General features: G+C 43.0%; 11 protein-coding genes. 9 read left to right on the forward strand and 2 right to left on the reverse strand.

The window, feature by feature from the left end; all coding sequences use genetic code 11:
* Nucleotides 1-2: 2 nt before the first annotated feature.
* The 9 genes from DW862_RS18255 to DW862_RS18300 all read left to right on the forward strand — a co-directional run bounded on the left by DW862_RS18255 (nucleotide 3) and on the right by DW862_RS18300 (nucleotide 17,405).
* The gene (locus DW862_RS18255; RefSeq protein WP_004311798.1) at nucleotides 3-2,195 is read left to right on the forward strand and encodes a RagB/SusD family nutrient uptake outer membrane protein; all 2,193 of its coding nucleotides are present in this window, start codon (nucleotides 3-5) and stop codon (nucleotides 2,193-2,195) included.
* 447 nt (nucleotides 2,196-2,642) lie between these two features.
* Complete coding sequence (locus tag DW862_RS18260; RefSeq protein WP_004311799.1) at nucleotides 2,643-3,497, forward strand: DUF6261 family protein; 855 nt, start codon at nucleotides 2,643-2,645, stop codon at nucleotides 3,495-3,497.
* A gap of 326 nt (nucleotides 3,498-3,823) precedes the next feature.
* Complete coding sequence (locus DW862_RS18265) at nucleotides 3,824-5,563, forward strand: thrombospondin type 3 repeat-containing protein (protein WP_120069774.1); 1,740 nt, start codon at nucleotides 3,824-3,826, stop codon at nucleotides 5,561-5,563.
* 2 nt (nucleotides 5,564-5,565) lie between these two features.
* Entirely contained in the window at nucleotides 5,566-6,234 is a 669-nt protein-coding gene (locus tag DW862_RS18270) for a DUF3826 domain-containing protein (RefSeq protein WP_117808907.1), read from the forward strand.
* 205 nt (nucleotides 6,235-6,439) lie between these two features.
* A complete protein-coding gene (locus DW862_RS18275) occupies nucleotides 6,440-7,363 on the forward strand; it encodes a glycoside hydrolase family 43 protein (protein WP_165861945.1) in 924 nt (307 codons plus the stop codon).
* Nucleotides 7,364-7,394: 31 nt separating this feature from the next.
* Nucleotides 7,395-10,715 carry a glycosyl hydrolase family 65 protein gene (locus tag DW862_RS18280; protein ID WP_120069778.1) on the forward strand — a complete coding sequence of 1,107 codons (3,321 nt, stop codon included), beginning with the start codon at nucleotides 7,395-7,397 and terminating at the stop codon, nucleotides 10,713-10,715.
* 272 nt (nucleotides 10,716-10,987) lie between these two features.
* Nucleotides 10,988-13,792 (forward strand): glycoside hydrolase family 78 protein, encoded by a 2,805-nt coding sequence (locus DW862_RS18290; protein ID WP_165861946.1) that lies wholly within the window; start codon nucleotides 10,988-10,990, stop codon nucleotides 13,790-13,792.
* Between the two features lie 199 nt (nucleotides 13,793-13,991).
* Complete coding sequence (locus DW862_RS18295) at nucleotides 13,992-15,344, forward strand: glycoside hydrolase family 28 protein (RefSeq protein ID WP_120069787.1); 1,353 nt, start codon at nucleotides 13,992-13,994, stop codon at nucleotides 15,342-15,344.
* Between the two features lie 96 nt (nucleotides 15,345-15,440).
* Complete coding sequence (locus DW862_RS18300; RefSeq protein ID WP_120069790.1) at nucleotides 15,441-17,405, forward strand: DUF3826 domain-containing protein; 1,965 nt, start codon at nucleotides 15,441-15,443, stop codon at nucleotides 17,403-17,405.
* 232 nt (nucleotides 17,406-17,637) lie between these two features.
* Here the strand turns inward: DW862_RS18300 and DW862_RS18305 are convergent, their stop codons facing one another.
* Nucleotides 17,638-18,525, reverse strand: a complete 888-nt coding sequence (locus DW862_RS18305) for an SDR family NAD(P)-dependent oxidoreductase (protein ID WP_120069793.1) — start codon at nucleotides 18,523-18,525, stop codon at nucleotides 17,638-17,640.
* 113 nt (nucleotides 18,526-18,638) lie between these two features.
* Nucleotides 18,639-22,499, reverse strand: coding sequence for a family 78 glycoside hydrolase catalytic domain (locus DW862_RS18310; protein ID WP_120069797.1), 3,861 nt, complete (start codon nucleotides 22,497-22,499; stop codon nucleotides 18,639-18,641).
* Nucleotides 22,500-22,555 lie beyond the last annotated feature (56 nt).

The raw sequence follows: 22,555 nt of genomic DNA on the forward strand, positions 1-22,555 counted from the left end.
AAATGAAAAGAAAAAATATATTCCGTATCAGCGTAGCTTTTTGGGCGATGACTGCGTTTACTTCTTGTAGCGACCAGTTCATGCAAGACAAGCAGAACTTTGACAGCACTACTGCCGATGCTTATAATTATTGGAGTGGTGCACTGGGACGTGTAGCAGATGTTTATAGAGTATGTCTGCCAGATCCTAAGGCTACTCCCAGTTCAATGTATAACAGTACCGGTTTAGCAGACGACCAATCTAAGTCGACTGAAGAATATAGTGGATTCAGTGCTTTTGTCGATCCACTCAAGCCGTTGACTTATCAAACCGGAAATAATCCTGTACCTGATTACTTTGAAGGAACGAAAGGTGATCCTATAACTTCCGCTTATGGACGTATTCGTAATATTAATGATGTCATTGCAGGCATTGAAGGAAGCACGCTTTCGCAGGAAGAAAAGAATGAGTTGTTAGGGCAGGTTTACTTCTTTCGTGCATGGTGCTATTATAATTTGGTGAAATGGTATGGTGGTGTGCCCATCATTACGGAAGTACAGGAACCTGTTGAAAGTTCTGTTGTTCCCCGTTCTTCCGCAAAGGATTGTTTCAAATTTATTTGTGACGATTTGGAGAGAGCTGAAACATTGTTAGCACCTTTTACGGGAGCCGGACAATGGATGTCTGGTGATAATTACGGTCGTGTTACTTCCGGTACAGCAGTGGCTTTGTTGGGTCGAGTACGTGTACTATATGCCAGTCCGTTATTTAATCGCTCCAATGATTTGTCTCGTTGGACACAGGCTTACAATGATATAAAAAGATCTATTGACGTGCTGACAGCTGCCGGATATGGCTTGGCTAATGAAAGTAATCCCGGTGTGAACGCTTCCGGTTGGGCTAATCTTTTTACTGAAGTGCCGAGTCAAGAAGCTGTATTTGTAACGCTACACAACACGCTGACGGAAGGAGTTCCTGATTATCGTAAGAATAATACATGGGAAAATGGCATCCGGCCGTACAATGCTAGAGGAGGAGGTGGCAAAACACCTTCCGCCATGTTGGTAGATATGTTTCCTATGTCTGACGGCAAGATACCTGCAACTTGTGAAACATACAATACGTTAACTAAATCAGATATACCTTATTATCGCGAATTTCCTTTCGTCGATCGTGATCCGCGCTTCTATCGTACATTCGCTTTCCCGGGAGTTCGTTGGTCGTTTGTCGGTAATCCTACGACACAAGGGAACCGATACCCGCACAATGGTCCTGATTATGAACTTTGGAACTATACCTGGTATACGGATGCAGCTTATGTAGATGATATTGAAGCCAATAGCAGTGTGACCTATGGCGCTGATGGTCTCCTTAATGATGTAAAAGGTTTTTATGTACGTAAACGCTCTGATGACAGAGATGTGAATGCTATTGCCCGTTATGTCTATGATGAAAAGTCCGGGGGATTCACACGTTCTGCCGCGCCGTATATGGAGATTAGATATGCGGAAGTATTACTTAATTATGCAGAAGCAGCATGTAATGCGGGTGAGATGGGAGTTGCCGTTGATCAATTACAAAAAATCCGTGCTCGTGTTGGTTATAAAGCTGAAAATAATTATGGATTGGAAGCAGGTTTGGACGGTGACCAAGCTAAATGTATGGCAGCTATCATGTATGAACGTCAAATTGAATTGGCATACGAAGGAAAACGTTTCGATGATATGCGTCGCTGGATGTTGTTTGATGGCGGCATAGAACTTCCTGAAGGTGCGCCTGCTACTTGGAAACTGACTGGCTGGGGTGGAAACACATGTACATATCTTGGTTTTAAGCCACTCAACGGACAACGTCGCGAGAATCTTGAATTCCGTACAACTGTAAACGGTGGCATTGGTGGAACAAATGTTGACGACGATCCGTTAGTAAAAGCTGGAATTACCCGTCCGGCTGCAATGGATTTGAGAAAGGATCTTGCCAGCGAACAGGATAGGCTGAAAGAATTTTATTCAAATTATTTGACCCGTAAGACAAAGAAAGGCGATTCTTATGATGATAGCCATTCTCCATTGTATATCGCGTTCCTTCCAAGGTATTATATCCTTGGTTTCCATCAAGGTATCCAGGGTAATAATAGTACATTGCTGCAAACCATCGGCTGGGGAGATTACAACAACGGTGGCGCAAACGGTACTTTTGACCCGCTGGCTGAATAAAAAACTCAACTTCCTTCGATAAGAACCTTGCATTTCGGTGCAGGGATAATTACATCGGAGATGAATCACAGGATGCTTCGGCATCGAAAACCATAGAAATTCACCGGTTCCTCCCTCTTTTCTTTGAGAAGACGGCAGGAATTGGTGAATTTTTGTTCGTTAAATCAGCTGATTTTAGTTATCTTTGCCTTCGCAAACTTCTCAAAACGCTTCCCCAAGCCTGCTGAATGCCTGCAAACTTCCAGAAACGCTTTCCCAAGCTTGTAAAATGCCGGAAAACTTTTTAAATCGCTTTTGCAAGCTTGAAAAACGCCTGCAAATTTTAAAAAATGCTTTCACAGGTATGCAAAACGTCCGCGAATTTACAGCAACCATTTCGCGGGCTTGTCCGGACTTCGAATTTTTCAGAGATAGATAGAACAAGTATGAATCCCGAAAGAAAAAATTATGGGAAGTTATCAAAAAGCAGACGGTATCACACTGTCACAACTGAACAACACTGAGTACACCAATTTCATGAATCGTGTGCTGACACTCCTCACCGCAGGAAGTATTTCCAAACTGACAGTAACAAACATCGTGAACAGCATCAAGCCGAAGTTGGTACAAATGGAAGACCTGGTGAACCGTTCCACGGCCAACGCCGAAACAAAGGATTTACTGAAACTGGATGCCGAACGCGATTCGTATGTCAGTTATTTGTTGGCTACTGTCCGTGCGGCCAAAAACTCACCGTTGGCAGCGCAACGAGATGCATATAATACCTTGGAAATCACGGTGCGCCCTTATACCGGACTGGCACGCATGCGCAATATGGAGGAAACGGCAGCCATCAGCGGACTACTGCTTGATTTCCGCAAGGAAGCCGTGAAAACCGCCGTTACGGCACTCAATTTGGATGCCATATTAACGGCACTCGAAACCGCCAATAAAAACTATTCGGCACTGACAGACGCCCGTTCCGTTACTCGTACAGCAGAATCGGTTGCGGACTCAAAGACTGTGCGTGCGCAGCTTGATTCACTCTACGATGACTTGGTGATGCACATAACCGCTGTCAATATACTGACTCCCTCCATAACGGAAGCTTCAGCGTTTCTTACTGCTCTCAACCAAGTCATAGCCGAAACAAAAGCTGCTTATAATCGTCGTAAAGGTATTACGGCTCCCTCAAAGCCTTCCGGAGGCAACGGAACGATAACGCCTGGTGAAGGTGAAGCTCCCGATCCTGATGAAGGCGGTGGAGTAACTCCTCCTTCCGGTGGCAGCGACAGTGGCGAAGCTCCCGATCCGGCTCTCTGACGGCAGCTAATAGAAGAGAAAATGTGAAAAGAGGGAATCTTAAGATTCCCTCTTTTCTTTTACACCAAGCTATTCCGGTTATTCGGATTTCGTGTGTGACACATTCCTTCCTTCGTCGTTTTTTCTTCCGATAGAGAAATGACCGGCAGAAAAAGACACTTTTCAGCAAAGTGATTCTCGATAGTACTACACGGACCATTGGAGACTGGAAAGTCGTTTCTCTCCCCCGCATTTGATAAAAGATCATCATCACTGATTACAAATCTTTTCTTCTTTCGTCTTATTATTGTATTTTTGAATTAACAACTTCACAAAACCAAATAAAAATGAAGAAGAAACAGGTACTTTTAGCAGTTTTTGCTGCAACAATGTTGACTCCGACCGTTGCATGGGCGCAATACCCACAAATATCTGGCGAAGCCAAAGAAAATTATACAAAAATGATGACTGAAGAGCGGAAACGCTCTGATGAAGCATGGGAAAAAGCGTTGCCGATAGTACAAAAAGAAGCTAGAGAAGGACGTCCATATATTCCTTGGGCTGGTCGTCCGTACGATTTGCCGCAGGCTGATATCCCTTCATTCCCAGGTGCTGAAGGTGGTGGTATGTACAGTTTCGGTGGTCGTGGAGGTAAAGTGATAACTGTCACAAATCTGAATGATCGTGGACCGGGTTCTTTCCGTGAAGCATGTGAAACAGGTGGTGCACGTATTATCGTTTTTAATGTTGCTGGTATCATCCGTCTGGAATCTCCGATTATCGTCCGTGCTCCTTACGTAACTATTGCCGGACAAACAGCTCCGGGAGACGGTGTTTGTATTGCTGGAGAATCATTTTGGGTAGATACACATGATGTGGTGGTACGTCATATGCGTTTCCGTCGTGGAGAAACGAAAGTATGGCATCGTGATGACTCTTTCGGAGGTAACCCTGTTGGTAATATAATGATCGACCACTGTTCCTGTACATGGGGATTGGATGAAAACATTTCTTTCTATCGCCACATGTACGACCCGAGTGAAGGACAATATGAAAGCAAAGACTTGAAACTTCCTACTGTAAACGTAACTATTCAAAACACGATCTCTGCAAAAGCGTTGGATACATACAATCATGCGTTCGGTAGTACGTTAGGTGGTGAGAACTGTGCATTTGCCCGTAACCTTTGGGCTAGCAATGCCGGACGTAATCCTTCTATCGGTTGGAATGGCATATTCAATTTCGTTAATAATGTAGTATTCAACTGGGTACACCGTTCTTCCGATGGTGGTGATTATACCGCGATGTTCAATATGATTAACAACTACTACAAACCGGGACCTGCTACTCCTAAGGATTCCAATGTGGGACATCGTATCTTGAAACCGGAAGCAGGACGTAGTAAGCTGGATCATAAAGAATATGGACGAGTATATGCCGACGGAAATATAATGGAAGGCTATCCTGAAATAACTAAAGACAACTGGAATGGCGGTATTCAGATTGAAACTCAACCGAACACTGACGGATATACTGAATACATGCGTAGCTATCAGCCGTTTGAGATGCCGTATATCAATATCATGGGGGCTAAAGATGCTTATGATTATGTATTGAAACATGTAGGCGCGAATATTCCTTGTCGTGATATTGTTGACGAACGTGTGATTGAAGAAGTAAGAACAGGTATTCCTTATTATGAAAAGAAACTTCCTAAAGACGCTTATGGTGACTTAACAGGTTTGTCTCCTAAGTCAATGGGAGAAGACGGACAGTTCAAGTATCGTCGTTTACCGAAAGATTCTTATAAGCAGGGTATTATTACTGATATTCGCCAGATGGGTGGTTATCCTGAATACAAAGGTACTCCTTATGTTGATACAGACAAAGATGGTATGCCGGACGAATGGGAAATTGCTAACGGATTAAATCCGAATGACCCGAGTGATGCCAATAAAGACTGTACTGGTGACGGATATACGAATATTGAAAAATATATCAACGGTATCAGCACAAAGCATAAAGTAGATTGGAGAGATATGAAGAACAACTACGATACATTGGCTGAAAAAGGAAAATTAATGTAATTATGAAAAAGATACTGATACTATCATTGCTTTTTATTTCCGGTTGGATGTCTGCGCAGACAGTCGACTTAAATAAAGAGAATCGTGATCCTGAATATGTAAAGTCTATTGTCAGCCGGTCACAAAAGATCGTTGATAAACTCGGACTTACAGATGCGAAAATAGCCGAAGATGTTCTCAATGTCATAGCCAATCGTTACTTCGAATTAAATGATATTTATGAGGTACGGGATGCGAAAGTCAAGAAAGTAAAAGAATCCGGGTTGACTGGTGAGGCTAAAAATGAAGCTTTGAAAGCTGCGGAAAATGAAAAAGATGCGGCACTATATCGTTCACATTTCGCTTTTCCAGCCAATTTATCTCTCTTTCTTGATGAAAAGCAAATAGAAGCTGTTAAAGATGGCATGACTTATGGAGTAGTAAAAGTGACTTATGACTCACATCTGGACATGATTCCTACTTTGAAAGAAGAAGAAAAAGCTCAAATCTATGCTTGGTTGATAGAGGCTCGTGAATTTGCGTTGGATGCAGAAAATTCGAATAAGAAACACGCTGCTTTTGGAAAATACAAAGGACGTATCAACAACTATCTGGCTAAACGTGGATATGACCTGAAGAAAGAACGAGAGGAATGGTATAAACGTATAAAAGCCCGTGGAGGTTCTATATAATTAAAAAATAAGATACTATAAAAAGAAGTGAAATTCTTTCCCATTGTAAATGGTTAGTTTGTTTGATGGTGGAAAGGGTGGCTCGGAGAGTCGCCCTTTTATCGTATATAAATTTTGAATCTATTGATTCTTCTAGTATATTTGAGTACAAATGACGCTTTCTATCGTCTCCTCTGTATAAAAGATACAAATATAGAATATAGAAATGAAAAAGTTAAGAAATACATTAGCCGCAATAAGTCTTCTGTTTCTGGCTTCTTGTGGGGGGAACAAAGACTACTACATGTTCACTTCGTTTCATGAACCGGCTGATGAGGGGTTGAGATACTTATATAGTGAGGACGGAATGCATTGGGAAAGTATTCCGGGAGTTTGGCTAAAGCCGGAACTGGGACAGCACCAGCTCATGCGGGATCCCTCGATGGTACGTACTCCGGATGGAACCTACCATTTGGTCTGGACTACAAGTTGGAAAGGTGATTTAGGATTTGGCTACGCACATTCCAAAGATCTGATCCATTGGTCGAAACAACAGATGATTCCTGTAATGGCAGACGAACCGACTACCATTAATGTATGGGCTCCGGAAATTTTCTATGACGACGAGAACGATCAGTTCATGGTCGTATGGGCTTCCTGTGTTCCCGGGCGTTTCGAAAAGGGGATAGAAGAAGAGAATAATAATCATCGTTTATACTATATCACTACAAAAGATTTTAAAACCGTTTCGAAAGCAAAACTTTTGTATGATCCGGGATTCAGTACCATTGATGCCGTTATCGTGAAACGGGCAAAGAATGACTATGTAATGGTACTCAAGGATAACACCCGACCGGAACGTAATCTGAAAATCGCTTTTTCCGATTCTATGACCGGTCCTTATTCGCCCGCATCCCAACCTTTCACTGAATCCTTTGTAGAAGGACCGTCTGTAGAGAAAGTGGGAGACGATTATCTAATCTATTTTGATGTATATAAGAAAAAAATATATGGCGCTATGCGTACGAAGGATTTCCGGAACTTTACAGATGTAACAGAAGAGGTAAGCATCCCTGTAGGGCATAAGCATGGAACCATATTTACGGCTCCGGAATCAGTCGTAAAAACATTGCTGGAAGAAAAGAAATAAACCCGGAAACAATTTTAAATCAGAATAAATCATGAACAACTCTGCTAAAATTCTTTTTGTACTGGCTGCCGGTTGGTTGACTACTACAGCCTTTGCACAAGATAGAATTCATTATACAGGAAAAGAATTATCGAACCCTGCTTGTCACGACGGACAACTGTCTCCGGTAGTCGGAGTACATAACATTCAGTTGGTACGTGCCAATCGTGAACATCCCGATGCTTCGAACGGCAATGGATGGACGTATAATCATCAGCCGATGCTGGCTTATTGGAATGGACAGTTTTTCTATCAATACCTGGCAGATCCTTCTGACGAACACGTACCGCCTTCACAGACTTTTCTGATGACATCGAAGGATGGATATCGCTGGACAAATCCGGAAATTGTGTTTCCTCCTTATCAAGTTCCCGATGGATACACCAAAGAGTCTCGTCCGGGTGTGCAGGCCAAAGATCTGATTGCCATTATGCACCAGCGTGTCGGATTCTATGTTTCTAAATCCGGCAAGCTGATTACAATGGGAAATTATGGAGTTGCTTTGGATAAAAAAGATGATCCCAATGATGGAAACGGTATTGGCCGGGTGGTTCGTGAAATAAAGAAAGACGGTTCTTACGGACCGATCTATTTCATTTATTATAATCATGGATTTAATGAAAAGAATACTGATTATCCGTATTTTAAGAAAAGCAAGGATCGTGAGTTTGTGAAGGCTTGCCAGGAAATTCTTGACAATCCGCTGTATATGATGCAGTGGGTGGAAGAAGCCGACCGTGAAGATCCTATTCTCCCGCTGAAGAAAGGATACAAAGCATTCAATTGTTATACATTGCCGGATGGACGTATTGCCAGTCTTTGGAAACATGCGCTTACCTCTATCAGTGAGGATGGCGGACATACTTGGGCAGAGCCTGTGCTTCGTGCAAAAGGTTTCGTCAATAGCAATGCGAAAATTTGGGGGCAGCGTTTAAGTGATGGTACATACGCTACTGTATATAATCCGTCGGAATTTCGTTGGCCGCTGGCTATATCTTTGAGTAAAGATGGATTGGAATATACAACATTGAATCTGGTGCATGGTGAAATCACTCCCATGCGTTATGGAGGAAATTATAAATCATACGGTCCTCAATATCCACGTGGTATTCAGGAAGGCAATGGGGTACCTGCCGATGGTGATTTGTGGGTTTCTTACAGTGTGAACAAGGAAGATATGTGGATTTCCCGTATTCCTGTCCCGGTGGAAATAAATGCTTCAGCACATGCGGATGATGATTTCTCTAAAAATAAATCAATTGCGGAACTGACTGACTGGAATATTTATTCTCCGGTTTGGGCCCCTGTTTCTTTGGAGGATCAATGGTTGAAGTTGCAGGATAAAGATCCGTTTGATTATGCCAAAGTGGAACGTAAAATTCCGGCCTCTAAAGAATTAAAAGTATCATTTGATTTGAAAGCCGGCCAGAATAATAAAGGTACACTCCACATTGAATTTCTGGATGAGAATGGAATAGCCTGTTCCCGTATAGAACTTACTGATGATGGCATTTTTCGATTGAAAGGCGGCTCCCGGTTTGCAAATATGATGAAATATGAAGCAGGAAAGATTTATCATGTAGAAGCAGTCCTTTCTACTGTTGATCGTAATATTCAAGTGTATGTAGATGGCAAGAGAGTAGGGTTGCGTATGTTCTATGCGCCCGTGGCTGCTGTGGAGCGAATCGTATTCCGTACTGGCGTACCTCGTACATTCCCGACTGTAGATACTCCTGCCGACCAGACTTATGATTTGCCGAATGCAGGTGCACAAGATCCATTGGCTGAATATGGCATTGCCAATGTAAAAACATCTTCTACAGATAAGGATGCGTCTTCTGCTTTTTTAAAGTATGCTGACTTCAGTCATTATGCAGACTATTTCAACGGTATGGAAGACGAAAATATTGTTCAGGCAATTCCCAATGCAAAAGCTTCGGAATGGATGGAGGAAAATATTCCTTTGTTCGAGTGTCCGCAACATAACTTTGAAGAAATGTATTATTATCGTTGGTGGTCATTGCGTAAGCATATCAAAGAGACTCCTGTTGGCTATGGCATGACCGAGTTTCTCGTTCAGCGTTCTTATTCAGATAAATATAATTTGATTGCCTGTGCAATTGGACATCACATTTATGAAAGCCGTTGGTTGCGTGATCCGAAATATTTGGATCAGATTATTCATACATGGTATCGTGGCAATGATGGCGGTCCGATGAAGAAAATGGATAAGTTCAGCTCATGGAACGCAGATGCTGTTTTGGCTCGTTACATGGTAGATGGTGATAAGGACTATCTGCTGGATATGAAGAAAGATCTGGAAACCGAATACCAGCGTTGGGAACGTACGAACCGTTTGAAGAACGGATTGTATTGGCAGGGTGACGTACAGGATGGTATGGAAGAATCAATCAGTGGCGGACGGAGGAAGAAATATGCCCGGCCAACAATCAATAGCTATATGTATGGCAATGCTAAAGCACTTTCATGTATAGGAATTCTTTCCGGTGATGAGGGGATGGCTATGAAATATGGCATGAGAGCAGATACTTTGAAAAATCTGGTAGAAAATGAATTGTGGAATACACGTCATCAGTTTTTTGAGACGATGCGTACGGACTCTTCCGCGAATGTGCGTGAAGCAATCGGATATATTCCCTGGTATTTCAACCTGCCGGATACCACCCAAAAGTATGAAATTGCCTGGAAAGAAATTATGGATGAAAAAGGCTTCTCTGCTCCTTATGGATTGACAACTGCAGAACGTCGTCATCCGGAATTTCGTACACGTGGAGTAGGCAAGTGTGAGTGGGACGGTGCTATCTGGCCGTTTGCTTCCGCACAGACATTGACAGCAATGGCTAACTTTATGAATAATTATCCGCAGACTGTATTGTCTGACAGTGTATATTTCCGTCAGATGGAATTGTATGTGGAATCACAGTACCATCGTGGTCGTCCCTATATTGGTGAATATTTGGATGAGATGACCGGTTATTGGCTGAAAGGAGATCAGGAACGTAGCCGTTATTATAATCATTCCACTTTCAACGACCTGATAATTACAGGATTGATCGGACTTCGTCCACGTTTGGATAATACGATTGAAGTGAACCCCTTAATTCCTGCCGACAAGTGGGATTGGTTCTGCCTGGATAATGTATTATATCATGGTCATAATCTGACGATTCTTTGGGATAAGAATGGTGATCGCTATCATTGCGGAAAAGGATTGCGCATTTTTGTAGATGGTAAGGAAGTAGGGCAGGCGAATACATTGACAAAAATCGTTTGTGAAAATGCACTTAAATGATAATTTTGCGGAGTGCCCTGAAAGGGCTTAATTATATAGCGTAGGGCAACGCCCTACGTAAAAACGACAATCTGAATTTGCGCCCTGAAAGGGCATAATTGTATACAGTTCCGCCCTTTTAGGGCTTGTGGCTGGTGTGTTTTTTTCGTAGGGCGTTGCCCTACGCTATGTAATTAAGCCCTTTCAGGGCACCCCAATAAATATATAATTGTAAGGCTTTCAGCCTAACCGATAAATTCTCATTTATCGAACAAATAAAAGATACTTGAAAAATGAAATTCAAAAAGATTCTTCTTTCATTGCTAATTTGTTTGTCTTGTTTTGTACAGGCGAAGAATATAACCATCAGTCGTCTTACCTGTGAGATGCAGGAGGGACTGGTAGTGGTCGAAGGTTCACCCCGTTTGGGCTGGGTGATGGAATCGCCGGAAAATGGGACACGACAATCTGCCTATGAGATTGATATTCGGGAAGCTTTTACAGGGCGTTCCGTTTGGAATAGTGGGAAGGTTTATTCTTCGCAGAGCCAGTTAGTTTCTACAAAGGGGGCAGATATACGTCCTGATAACTCATTTAATTATAGTTGGCGCGTTCGTGTTTGGGATGAAACAGATACACCTTCCGAGTGGAGCAATGAAGCGAAATTCCGGGCAGTACCCGAAAGATTATCTTCGGGGCAGTGGATTGGAGCTATTACCCGACAAAATGCTCATTTACCGGAAGGGCGTAAGTTCCACGGTGGAGAGCTGAAGAAACCGGAAGTGAAAGCTGCTTGGGAAGCAGTGGACACTTTGGCAAAGAAAAGTATTTGTTTGAGAAGAACATTCCAGGTAGGAGATGCGAAAGAAGGGGGTGCAAACCGTAAACCGGGCAAGAAAATAGTGGAGGCAACGGCATACGTTTGTGGTCTGGGATTCTATGAGTTTTCTTTGAATGGCAAAAAGGTGGGTAACAGTGAGTTTGCCCCATTGTGGAGTGATTATGATAAAACTGTTTACTATAACACATACGATGTGACGGAACAATTGCGGCGTGGTGAAAATGTCGTAGGAATCTTATTGGGGAATGGATTCTATAATGTGCAGGGGGGGCGTTATCGCAAATTACAGATCAGCTTTGGTCCTCCCACACTTTTATTTGAGCTGGTTATTAACTACGAAGATGGAACATGTACGACGGTTCATTCCGATAATAATTGGAAATATGATTTTAGTCCGGTAACCTTCAATTGCATATATGGAGGAGAAGATTATGATGCGCGTCGTGAACAGAAAGGATGGAATCAGATTGGCTTTGATGACAGTCATTGGCGTCCGGTAGTCATACAGGAAGCTCCTAAAGGAATACTTCGTCCACAGATGGCGGCTCCGGTGAAAATCATGGAACGGTATGATATTCAAAAGGTAACCAAACTAAATGCGGACCAAGTTGCATCAGCTTCTGTATCAACTAAGAGAACAGTCGATCTTTCTGCTTTTGTGTTGGATATGGGACAGAATCTGGCTGGCTTTCCGGAAATAACAGTACGTGGCAAACGTGGTCAGAAAGTGACTTTGATTGTAGCCGAAGCATTGACAGAGGAAGGTGCTTGCAATCAGCGTCAGACAGGGCGTCAACACTATTACGAATACACTCTGAAAGGGGAAGGCGATGAAACCTGGCACCCTCGTTTCTCTTATTATGGTTTTAGATATGTTCAGGTAGAGGGGGCTGTCTTAAAAGGACAGAAGAATCCGCAGAAATTGCCTGTATTAAAGAATATTCAATCCTGTTTCGTCTATAATTCAGCCAGGAAAGTTTCCACTTTCGAATCATCCAACCGGATATTTAATGCTGCCCATCGATTGATCGAGAAAGCGGTTCGCAGCAATATGCAGTCTGTGTTTACGGATTGTCCGCATCGTGAGAAACTTGGATGGCTGGAACAGGTACATCTGAATGGTCCGGGTTTGTTATATAACTATGATTTGACAGCATACGCTCCGCAGATTATGCAGAATATGGCAGATGCACAACATTCCAACGGAGCCATGCCGACAACTGCTCCGGAATACGTGATTTTTGAAGGTCCGGGTATGGATGCTTTTGCCGAATCTCCGGAGTGGGGTGGCTCTTTGGTTATTTTCCCTTTTATGTACTATGAGACTTATGGAGACGATTCATTGATTAAGAAATATTATCCGAATATGCGTCGTTACGTGGATTATCTCAAGACTCGTGCAGATAAAGGTATTCTTTCTTTCGGATTGGGAGACTGGTATGATTACGGAGATTTCCGTGCGGGATTCTCACGGAATACACCCGTTCCTTTGGTGGCTACTGCGCATTATTACATGACAGTCATGTATTTGGTACAAGCCGCGAGAATGGTAGGTAATGACTTTGACATTCGTTATTATACTTCGTTGGCACAGGATATAATGGTTGCATTTAATAAATGTTTTCTTCATAAAGATACGGCACAATATGGTACAGGAAGCCAATGCAGTAATGCGCTTCCGTTGTTCCTCCAAATGATGCAGGATGCAGATTTGAATGAGAAAGTATTCGCGAATCTGATAAAAGATGTGGAAGCACATGGCAACCGTTTGACTACCGGTGATGTGGGAAACCGTTATCTGATTCAGACATTGGCGCGTAATGGGGAACATGAACTTATTTATAAGATGTTCAATCATGAAGAAGCTCCCGGATATGGTTTCCAGTTAAAATTCGGCGCTACAACTTTGACCGAGCAGTGGGACCCCCGTCAAGGTTCTTCCTGGAATCACTTTATGATGGGACAGATTGATGAATGGTTCTTTAATTCGCTGGTTGGTATTCGTCCTTCTACCACTCCAAAACAAGGTTATCAAAAGTTCATCATCGCTCCCCAACCTGTGGGAGATTTGAAATATGTCAAAGCGTCGTATGAAACTTTATACGGTACCATTAATGTGAACTGGACTTGTGAGAATGGGACTTTCACTTTAAACGTGTCTGTTCCGGTGAATACTACCGCTGTCGTTTACCTCCCGGGCGAAAAAGAACCGAAAGAGATACAGAGTGGAACATATAAATTGGTTTGTGCAAAATGAAAGAGACATTTTATATATATTTGTAGAATGAAAAACAATGTATTCATATAAAAAATCATGCAGCATCTTTATTTTAATCATATAGCATGTTTGAAAAAAACATCTCAATGATTGTCTTCAAACATTGGGAAGAAAAAAAGATTCTATTAGCATGATTTTTTAGAAGGAAACGATGAAATATACTTTAATAATATCGATTATGAATTTACGAACAACTCTTATTGTCTTTCTTTGCTTCTGTGCAACCACAGTTCTTCGTGCCGAGCGTGTAGATATGCTGAAGGTCGGTGCAAAAGCAAATGGCAAGACTCTTAATACAAAGCTAATCAATTCAACGATTGACCGTCTGAACCGTGGCGGCGGAGGTACTCTTTTCTTTCCTGCCGGGACTTATCTGACGGGGAGTATCCATCTGAAAAGTAATATTACACTGGAGTTGGAAGCCGGAGCTACCTTACTCTTTTCCGATAACTTTGATGACTATCTTCCTTTTGTCGAGGTTCGTCATGAAGGAGTGATGATGAAAAGTTTCCAGCCTTTGATTTATGCGGTAGATGCCGAGAATATTACGATCAAAGGAGAAGGAACTTTGGACGGACAAGGGAAGAAATGGTGGATGGAGTTCTTTCGTGTCATGATTGATTTGAAAGACAATGGCATGCGTGATGTGAATAAATATCAGCCAATGTGGGATGCAGCAAACGATACGACAGCAATTTATGCTGAAACGAACAAGGATTATGTAAATACATTGCAACGTCGCTTTTTCCGTCCTCCGTTCATTCAGCCCGTTCGTTGTAAGAAAGTAAAGATTGAAGGAGTGAAAATCATAAATTCTCCCTTTTGGACGGTCAATCCGGAGTTTTGTGACAATGTAACCATAAAGGGGATCACCATAGATAATGCGCCCTCACCAAATACGGACGGAGTGAATCCGGAATCCTGCCGCAACGTACATATCAGCGACTGCCATATATCAGTAGGAGACGATTGCATCACAATCAAGTCGGGAAGAGATGCGCAGGCCCGTCGTTTGGGAGTACCTTGCGAGAATATCACTATCACCAACTGCACCATGCTTTCCGGTCACGGAGGCGTTGTTATCGGCAGCGAGATGAGTGGGAGTGTGCGTAAAGTTACTATTTCCAATTGCGTGTTTGACGGAACAGATCGTGGAATCCGTATTAAGTCGACCCGTGGAAGGGGAGGAGTCGTTGAAGATATTCGTGTCAGCAACGTCGTAATGAGCAACATTAAACAGGAAGCTGTCGTATTGAATTTGAAATACAGTAAAATGCCTGCCGAACCTAAGAGTGAACGCACTCCGATATTCCGTAACGTACATATCAGCGGAATGACTGTGACAAACGTAAAGACTCCGATCAAAATAGTGGGCTTGGAAGAAGCGCCGATATCTGACATCGTTTTGCGTGATATTCACATTCAAGAAGGGAAACAGAAATGTATCTTCGAAAATTGTGAACGTATCACGATGGATGACGTAATCGTCAATGGTGAAGTAATTAAAAGCACCACAGATACTACAGATTAACACAGATTTTTAATTCGACTAAATTATAAGAATAATAAATCTGTGAAAATCTGTGTAATCTGTGGTGAAAAAACAACTTGCATAAATTAAAAATAAATGAAACGAATCCTTTTTACTATGCTTCTTGCCGCATCTCTTTCGGCCGAAGCCCAGACGCAAACATACGAGACGGAATTTGCCCGTCCCTTGAATGAAGTACTGACGGATATACAGAACCGTTTCGGAGTCCGTTTGAAATATGACATTGATACGGTGGGAAAAGTGCTGTCTTATGCCGATTTCCGTATCCGTCCTTATTCCGTGGAAGAATCCTTGACGAATGTATTGGCACCTTTCGATTATAAATTTGTTAAGCAGAAAGGAAATATGTATAAGCTGAAAGCATACGAGTATCCACGTCGTACAGATGCAGACGGAGAGAAGATGCTGGCTTATCTGAATACACTCTATACAGACCAACAGTCCTTTCAACTTCGTGCCGATTCTCTGAAAAAAGAGGTACGTCAGCGTTTAGGTATTGATACTTTGTTGGCTCAATGTGTCAAAACCAAACCTATTCTTTCAAAGATACGTAAGTTTGATGGCTATACCGTGCAGAATTTCGCACTTGAAACACTTCCCGGATTATACATTTGCGGTTCTATCTATACGCCCCAATCGAAAGGAAAACATGCGTTGATAATCTGCCCTAACGGACATTTTGGTGGCGGACGTTATCGGGAAGACCAACAACAACGTATGGGAACTTTAGCACGTATGGGAGCTGTTTGTGTAGACTATGATTTGTTCGGATGGGGAGAGTCGGCTTTGCAAGTGGGCAGTGCGGCACACCGTAGTAGTGCGGCGCACACTATTCAGGCAATGAACGGCTTACTGATTCTTGACTACATGCTTGCTTCCCGTAAAGATATTGATACCAGCCGTATCGGTGCGAATGGCGGTTCGGGTGGAGGTACCCATACTGTATTGTTGAGCGTATTGGATGATCGTTTCACCGCTTCAGCTCCGGTGGTGAGCCTGGCTTCTCACTTCGACGGTGGCTGTCCCTGCGAAAGCGGAATGCCTATTCAACTATCTGCAGGAGGAACCTGTAATGCGGAATTAGCCGCTACTTTTGCTCCTCGTCCACAACTGATCGTATCGGATGGCGGCGACTGGACGGCCAGTGTTCCTACTCTTGAATTTCCTTATCTGCAACGAATCTACGGATTCTACCAGGCAAAAGATAAAGTAACGAATGTACATCTTCCCAAAGAGAAACATGACTTTGGTCCGAATAAGCGGAATGCTGTTTATGACTTCTTCGCAGAAGTATTCAAATTGGATAAAAAGATGTTGGATGAAAGCAAGGTCACCATTGAACCGGAATCCGCTATGTATAGTTTTGGTGAAAAAGGAGCTTTGCTTCCTGAAGGCGCCATTCGTTCTTTTGACAAGGTAGCTGCTTATTTTGACAAGAAGGCTTTTGCTAATTTAAAATCAGATGCTTCTCTCGAAAAGAAAGCCATCGACTGGGTAGCTTCTTTAGAGTTGAACGATGATAAAAAAGCAGGTTTTGCAGTAACTGCCATTTATAATCATCTTCGTAAAGTGCGTGACTGGCACAATGAGCACCCTTATACAACAATCCCCGAGGGTATCAATCCTTTGACAGGCAAACCGCTTTCCAAGCTCGACCGTGAAATGATAGCAGATTCCGCTATGCCGAAAGAAGTACATGAAAGGCTAATGAAAGATCTGCGCAGAGTATTGACGGAAGAACAGATTGAACAAATCCTGGATAAATACACGGTAGGTAAAGTTGCTTTTACCTTGAAAGGTTATCAGGCCATTGTACCCAATATGACGGAAGAGGAAACGGCTTTCGTTCTGGAACAGTTGAAATTGGCTCGTGAACAGGCTATTGACTACAAGAATATGAAGCAGATTTCTGCTATCTTCGAAATTTATAAAACCAAATGCGAACAGTATTTCAATGAGCATGGTCGCAACTGGCGGCAGATGTTCAAAGATTACGTGAATAAGCGAAACGCAGAAAAGAAGGCTCAAGGAAAGAAATAAATGAGGGTAAACCCTTAACCTCCTACATAACCGGAAAATCTCCGGGATAATAGAAGAATATAATAGAGCTATGCTTTGCAACTGACAAAGCATAGCTTTATCATATCTAAAACTATGCTTTAGCTCTCAAAAAACACTGCTATCACTTTCACGAAGCTTTGATTGTGAAGACAGGAGTGGAAGTTACTCGAAACGTGTTGAAAGATTCTCTTGGTGATGACTTTACTTCAAACTATTCAATATAAATCATCTTTTTCGTCATTCCCCCGTCAATAGTGATGTTTTCTCCATTGATGAAATCATTGTTTTCCTCACAGAGAAACAGACACATGCGGGCAATATCTTCCGGTTTACCTACCCGGCGTGAAGGATGTTGTGAATGGTCTTCCGGTTGGAGTTGATCATAATCATGAGTCTGTATCCATCCCGGAGCAATCGAGTTAACTGTGATATTCCATTCGGATAAAGACAAAGCCAATGCATGAGTCAAAGAATAGATACCACCTTTCGAAGCTGCATAACCTTCACTTCCCGGTTCACTCATCAGATAACGTGTAGAGCAGATATTTATAATTCGGCCGTATGGGTTGGGAGAGGGCTGCTTTTTACGATGGACGGCAAGCAGTCGGGAAGTGATGAATACAGGACGCAGGTTAATAGAAAGAATTTTGTCGAAATCCTCTACACTTGTTTCTGTGATAGAAGAAAATTTGCTGATACCGACGTTGTTGACAATAATATCAATATCGTTCCATTCGGCAAGAATGGTTTGCATACAACTTTCAAGTGCGTTTTTATCACTTACGTCGACCTTATGGAACATAGCCCCGGTTGCCTTCGCAGTCTCCTGTCCCGATGTTTCGTTTATATCACAAAAGGCAACTTGATTTCCAGCTAGGCAAAAAGCTTCTACTATTGCTTTGCCTATTCCTTCCGCTCCGCCTGTTATAAATACTCTTCTTTTTGAATCCTCCGGTTTTGAAACCGTTGAAGTGTGAGACTTCGATTCAGCCGGACGTACTGCTGTTAGTTTCTTCTTACCATATTTTTGTGCTTGTTTCCAAGCAGCTTTTCGGGCTTCGTATTGTTCCTGTTGTCTTTCTATGTAATTATCTGCCATCGTTATTTTTTATTTATTGGCAAATGTAAAGTATAAAATGGATAAATACAAGAATCGACCGCTCTTTTGCGGGCAAAGGAGCGGTCGATTTCATTCAGATGATCGTTCAATATTTAAAACTTCGTCGGATCTATCTCTGCATATTTAATTCGTTGACGGCGCCATGTATAAATGGCATGCAGCTTCCCGTCTTTCCCCTGAATAATGCTAGGGTAAGAGTATTGGCTGATCGGACTATCTTCTAATGTAAGAACAGGCTGCCAATTGATACCATCTTCTGAAACGGCCACACAGAGCGGAGTACGCGGACCTTTCGGAGTTCCGGGCAATGTAGAGAAATTATTGTAGATAAGGATATGTCTACCGTCTTTCATTGTCACGGCATCCGTACCGGAATTATTATTCGGGACATCCAGCAACGTAACTTTACTCCATGTGTCACCATTATCACTGCTCCACGCAGTTGCTACCTGTGCGTTACGTGTACGGCAGAGTATCTGTAATCTTCCATCCTTATGCTTCAAAATACTGGGTTGTATTGCATAAACAGGTTTGGCTCCTTCTCCTTCGATCGCTTCTCCGCCTTCCTGGTCATCCACATTCACACCTCCCTTTTTACGATTTTGGGTGGGGACAGATAACTCGGCATCCAGTGGTCCGACCATCTTCCAGGTCTTGCCTTTATCATCGGAAATCTCGAAATGGACACGCCATCCGTTACTTCCTTCCGTACTGGAAGGGCAGATGATACGCCCATTGATATATTCCGGTTTATTCTTAATAGGTCCAAGAAAACCTTTCGGAAGCGCTTCGCGTTTGCTCCAGGTTTTTCCTCCGTCGCGTGAACGGACAAGCCATCCTGTCCAGTCGCTCACTTTCAAACCTATTTTATAAAACAGAATCAGGTCACCTCCGGGAATCTGGAAAAGAACCGGGTTCCAGCAAGCTTTTCTGCGGGCAATAAGTGTTCCTTTTGCATCTTTCACCGGGGTACAGGTTGAATCGATTCCGGCCAATACTGCTTGTGGGTCTTTGAGTGAAAACACACCGTCGGCAGCAAGTTTGGGGGCGGTCCATTCTTTAGAGCCTTTAGGTTTACGACATACCCAGATGCAACAATCCGGATTGCGCTCTTTGGTTCCTCCGAAGAAAGAGGCTACGAGATCACCATTTTTCAGCTCTACTATCGTAGCTCCATGACATTCGGGGAAAGAAGCGTTTTCATACAGAAATTCATCAGTCAGAATAGCCGTATTCCGGGTGGGAATGTCTACACTGAAATGATATTTTCCCGAACCGATTTTTTCTTTCCGTCCATCCGGAAGATGTACTTCCCCCGTCGTATTGGCGGGAAGTTCGATATCCCATTCCAAATGTGTGGGAGTCTTTGTCCATCGGCTGGTTATTTTTCCGTAGATACTCATGTACGATGCATCCACGTTACTCAACTCCTGAATTTCAAAAGCCGGCTGGAAGACGATATGCTTGTAACCGGACTTCCAGCGGTCCGCACGGATACCTGCTAGGTTATTGAAGCACCAAGGCAATAAATCACCTAAAAGCATCACGTGATTACCGCTATTCATTTCAGGATTTGCCGTATCACCGTTCCATAACTCCCAAATAGTGGTAGCACCTTTTTCAACCATATATCCCCAGGAAGGATATGTTTTATTGGTAGCCAGTAGATAAGCTACATTGGCATGACCGCGACGGCTCAATTCACGCAATAGCCATTGTACACCGATTACTCCGGTACTTATATGTCCCTTGTTGGTTGTAATAATGGAAGTTACGGCATTTTTAGCTACTTCATTGATGTAGTTCTTTGGCACTAGACCAAAAGCAAGTGGCAAGATATTGGCAGTAACTGTGTTGTTACCATAGAAAATACTGTCCGGATATAAGGTATGTCCCGGTACGGGAGAAGTACTTTCTTTTATGTGTAGAAAACGGGCATTGAATGCGTCTTTCATGCGATGTTCCAAATCTTCCCATTCTTCTGCGTCAGCTTTCAGCCCTTGCAGGCTTGCAAAGCGGTGCATCAGTTGTAATACCTTCAGATAATAAGCCGTTGCGAGCAAAGCTCCGTCAGTCTTGCGGGAAGGGTCCTTACTATGAATTAACTCCAGTGATTCGGGCGGAACGCACCAGTCACCATATTTATCTTTGGTGATGATAAAATCTTCTGTCATGTAGTATTCCCGGATATGAGATACCCACTTCTTGATAGCCGGATAATTCTCTTCGATCGGACGTTTATCTCCAAAGTTTGTGAAAAGCATGTCGCAGGCCATTGGTAAAGCGGCAGGCCAGGTCAGATTGTCCGAGTAGTAGTTCCAGTATGCCGGGGCTACATCAGGAATACAGCCGTCTTCCCGTTGTGCTTCGCGGATGTCACGCGTCCATTTGGTATACATGGCGTAATTATCGAAAAGCATGCTTTCTCCCCAACAGCCCATGGTACGGTCACCCAACCATGGTTGGCGTTCATTCCGTTGCGGACAGTCAACCGGCATCCCTTTATAGTTGCTCCGGATTCCCCAAAATGCATTACGGATAATCTTATTCAGAGTTTCGTCAGAACAGTTGAAAGTACCAGTATGCTCCATTTCATCTTCTACTACTTCGGCAACGAAATCTTCTGCCTTCGCATTCGGATAATCGCTGACTTCTACATAACGGAACCCATGATAAATAAAACGAGGTGCCCAGGTAGCATCTTTTGTTTCGCGTCCGCTGACAACATATACATCTGTAGAACGGGCATCCCTGAAGTTTCTAGTATAAAGTTCGCCATTGTCTTGCAGACTTTCTGCAAAACGGAGACGGATGCTATCGCCAGCCTGTCCTTTTATCCGGAAACGTACCCAGCCCGCCATATTCTGACCGATATCCAGGATATATTTGTTACCAAGCTTTTTTATAGAAACGGGCTTCAGGGTTTCTGTAACTTTCATGCCCGGCATCATTTGTGCACGCAATGTTCCTGAAGGAATACTGACACGTTGGGCCGGCATCCAGTTTTTGTCATCATATCCGGTTTGAGTCCAGGCTCCTAGCTCTTTACGGGCATCATATTCTTCGCCATCATATTCATTATTGCTACGGATAGGACCTTCAGTAGTCAATTTCCATGAAGTGTTTGTAGCAATCGTTTCTTTGCTGCCGTCTGCATATTCCACAATCAGATTCAACCGGAGTTTAGGATAACCGAAAGTCGGTATCTTATACGGTTTATAGTTCTGACGCATCGTATAGAAGCGACCATTTCCAAGAGTTACTCCAATAGCATTTTCTGTTTGAAGCAGTGAAGTAACATCGTATGTGTTGTACAGAATTGTTTTCCGGTAGTCGGTAGGAGCAGGTGCCAGTACTTGATTGCCGATGCGTTGTCCGTTGATAAACAACTCGTACAATCCCATTCCGGCGATATGTACTGTGGCACGTTTCACATCTTTCTTTACTGCAAATTCTTTACGGAGATAACGGGCTGCCAAACGGCTCCATTGTGTTTCGCTATCTCCGGGAGCGGCCCTGTCCAAGCCGATCCATTGCCCTTGCCAGTCCGCTTCATTAAATAGTCCGGTGGTCCAGAAAGCCGGAGCACTCCAATTCGTTGCGCCTTTGTTGGTGTCTATTTTTACTTTCCAATAGTAGGAGGCATTACATTTTAATGTTTTTCCCTGATAAGTGATCCATTGAGAAGCGTCAGATTCAATCTTTCCTGAATCCCAAATATCTCCTTTTCCTTGTTCCAATAGCTCCGGGGAAGATGCGACAAGAATGTGATACGCAGTTTGTATCACATTCTGTTCATCCGATTCGATGCGCCAACTCAATCGGGGTTGGCGCACATCGATACCTGCCGGATTTTTCAACTGCTCCGTTCGCAGGTCAGTGATACCTATGGCTGCGTATAGTGAACCTGCAAAGAGCAGAAGAAAGAAAAATGATACTATTCTTTTATTCATAAGTATGTTCTCATAATTCGTTTATATAATAAATTTAGGCACGGATTGCATGGATT

It is taken from the genome of Bacteroides sp. AM37-9 (genome assembly GCF_003603455.1).
Lineage (GTDB): Bacteria > Bacteroidota > Bacteroidia > Bacteroidales > Bacteroidaceae > Bacteroides > Bacteroides xylanisolvens.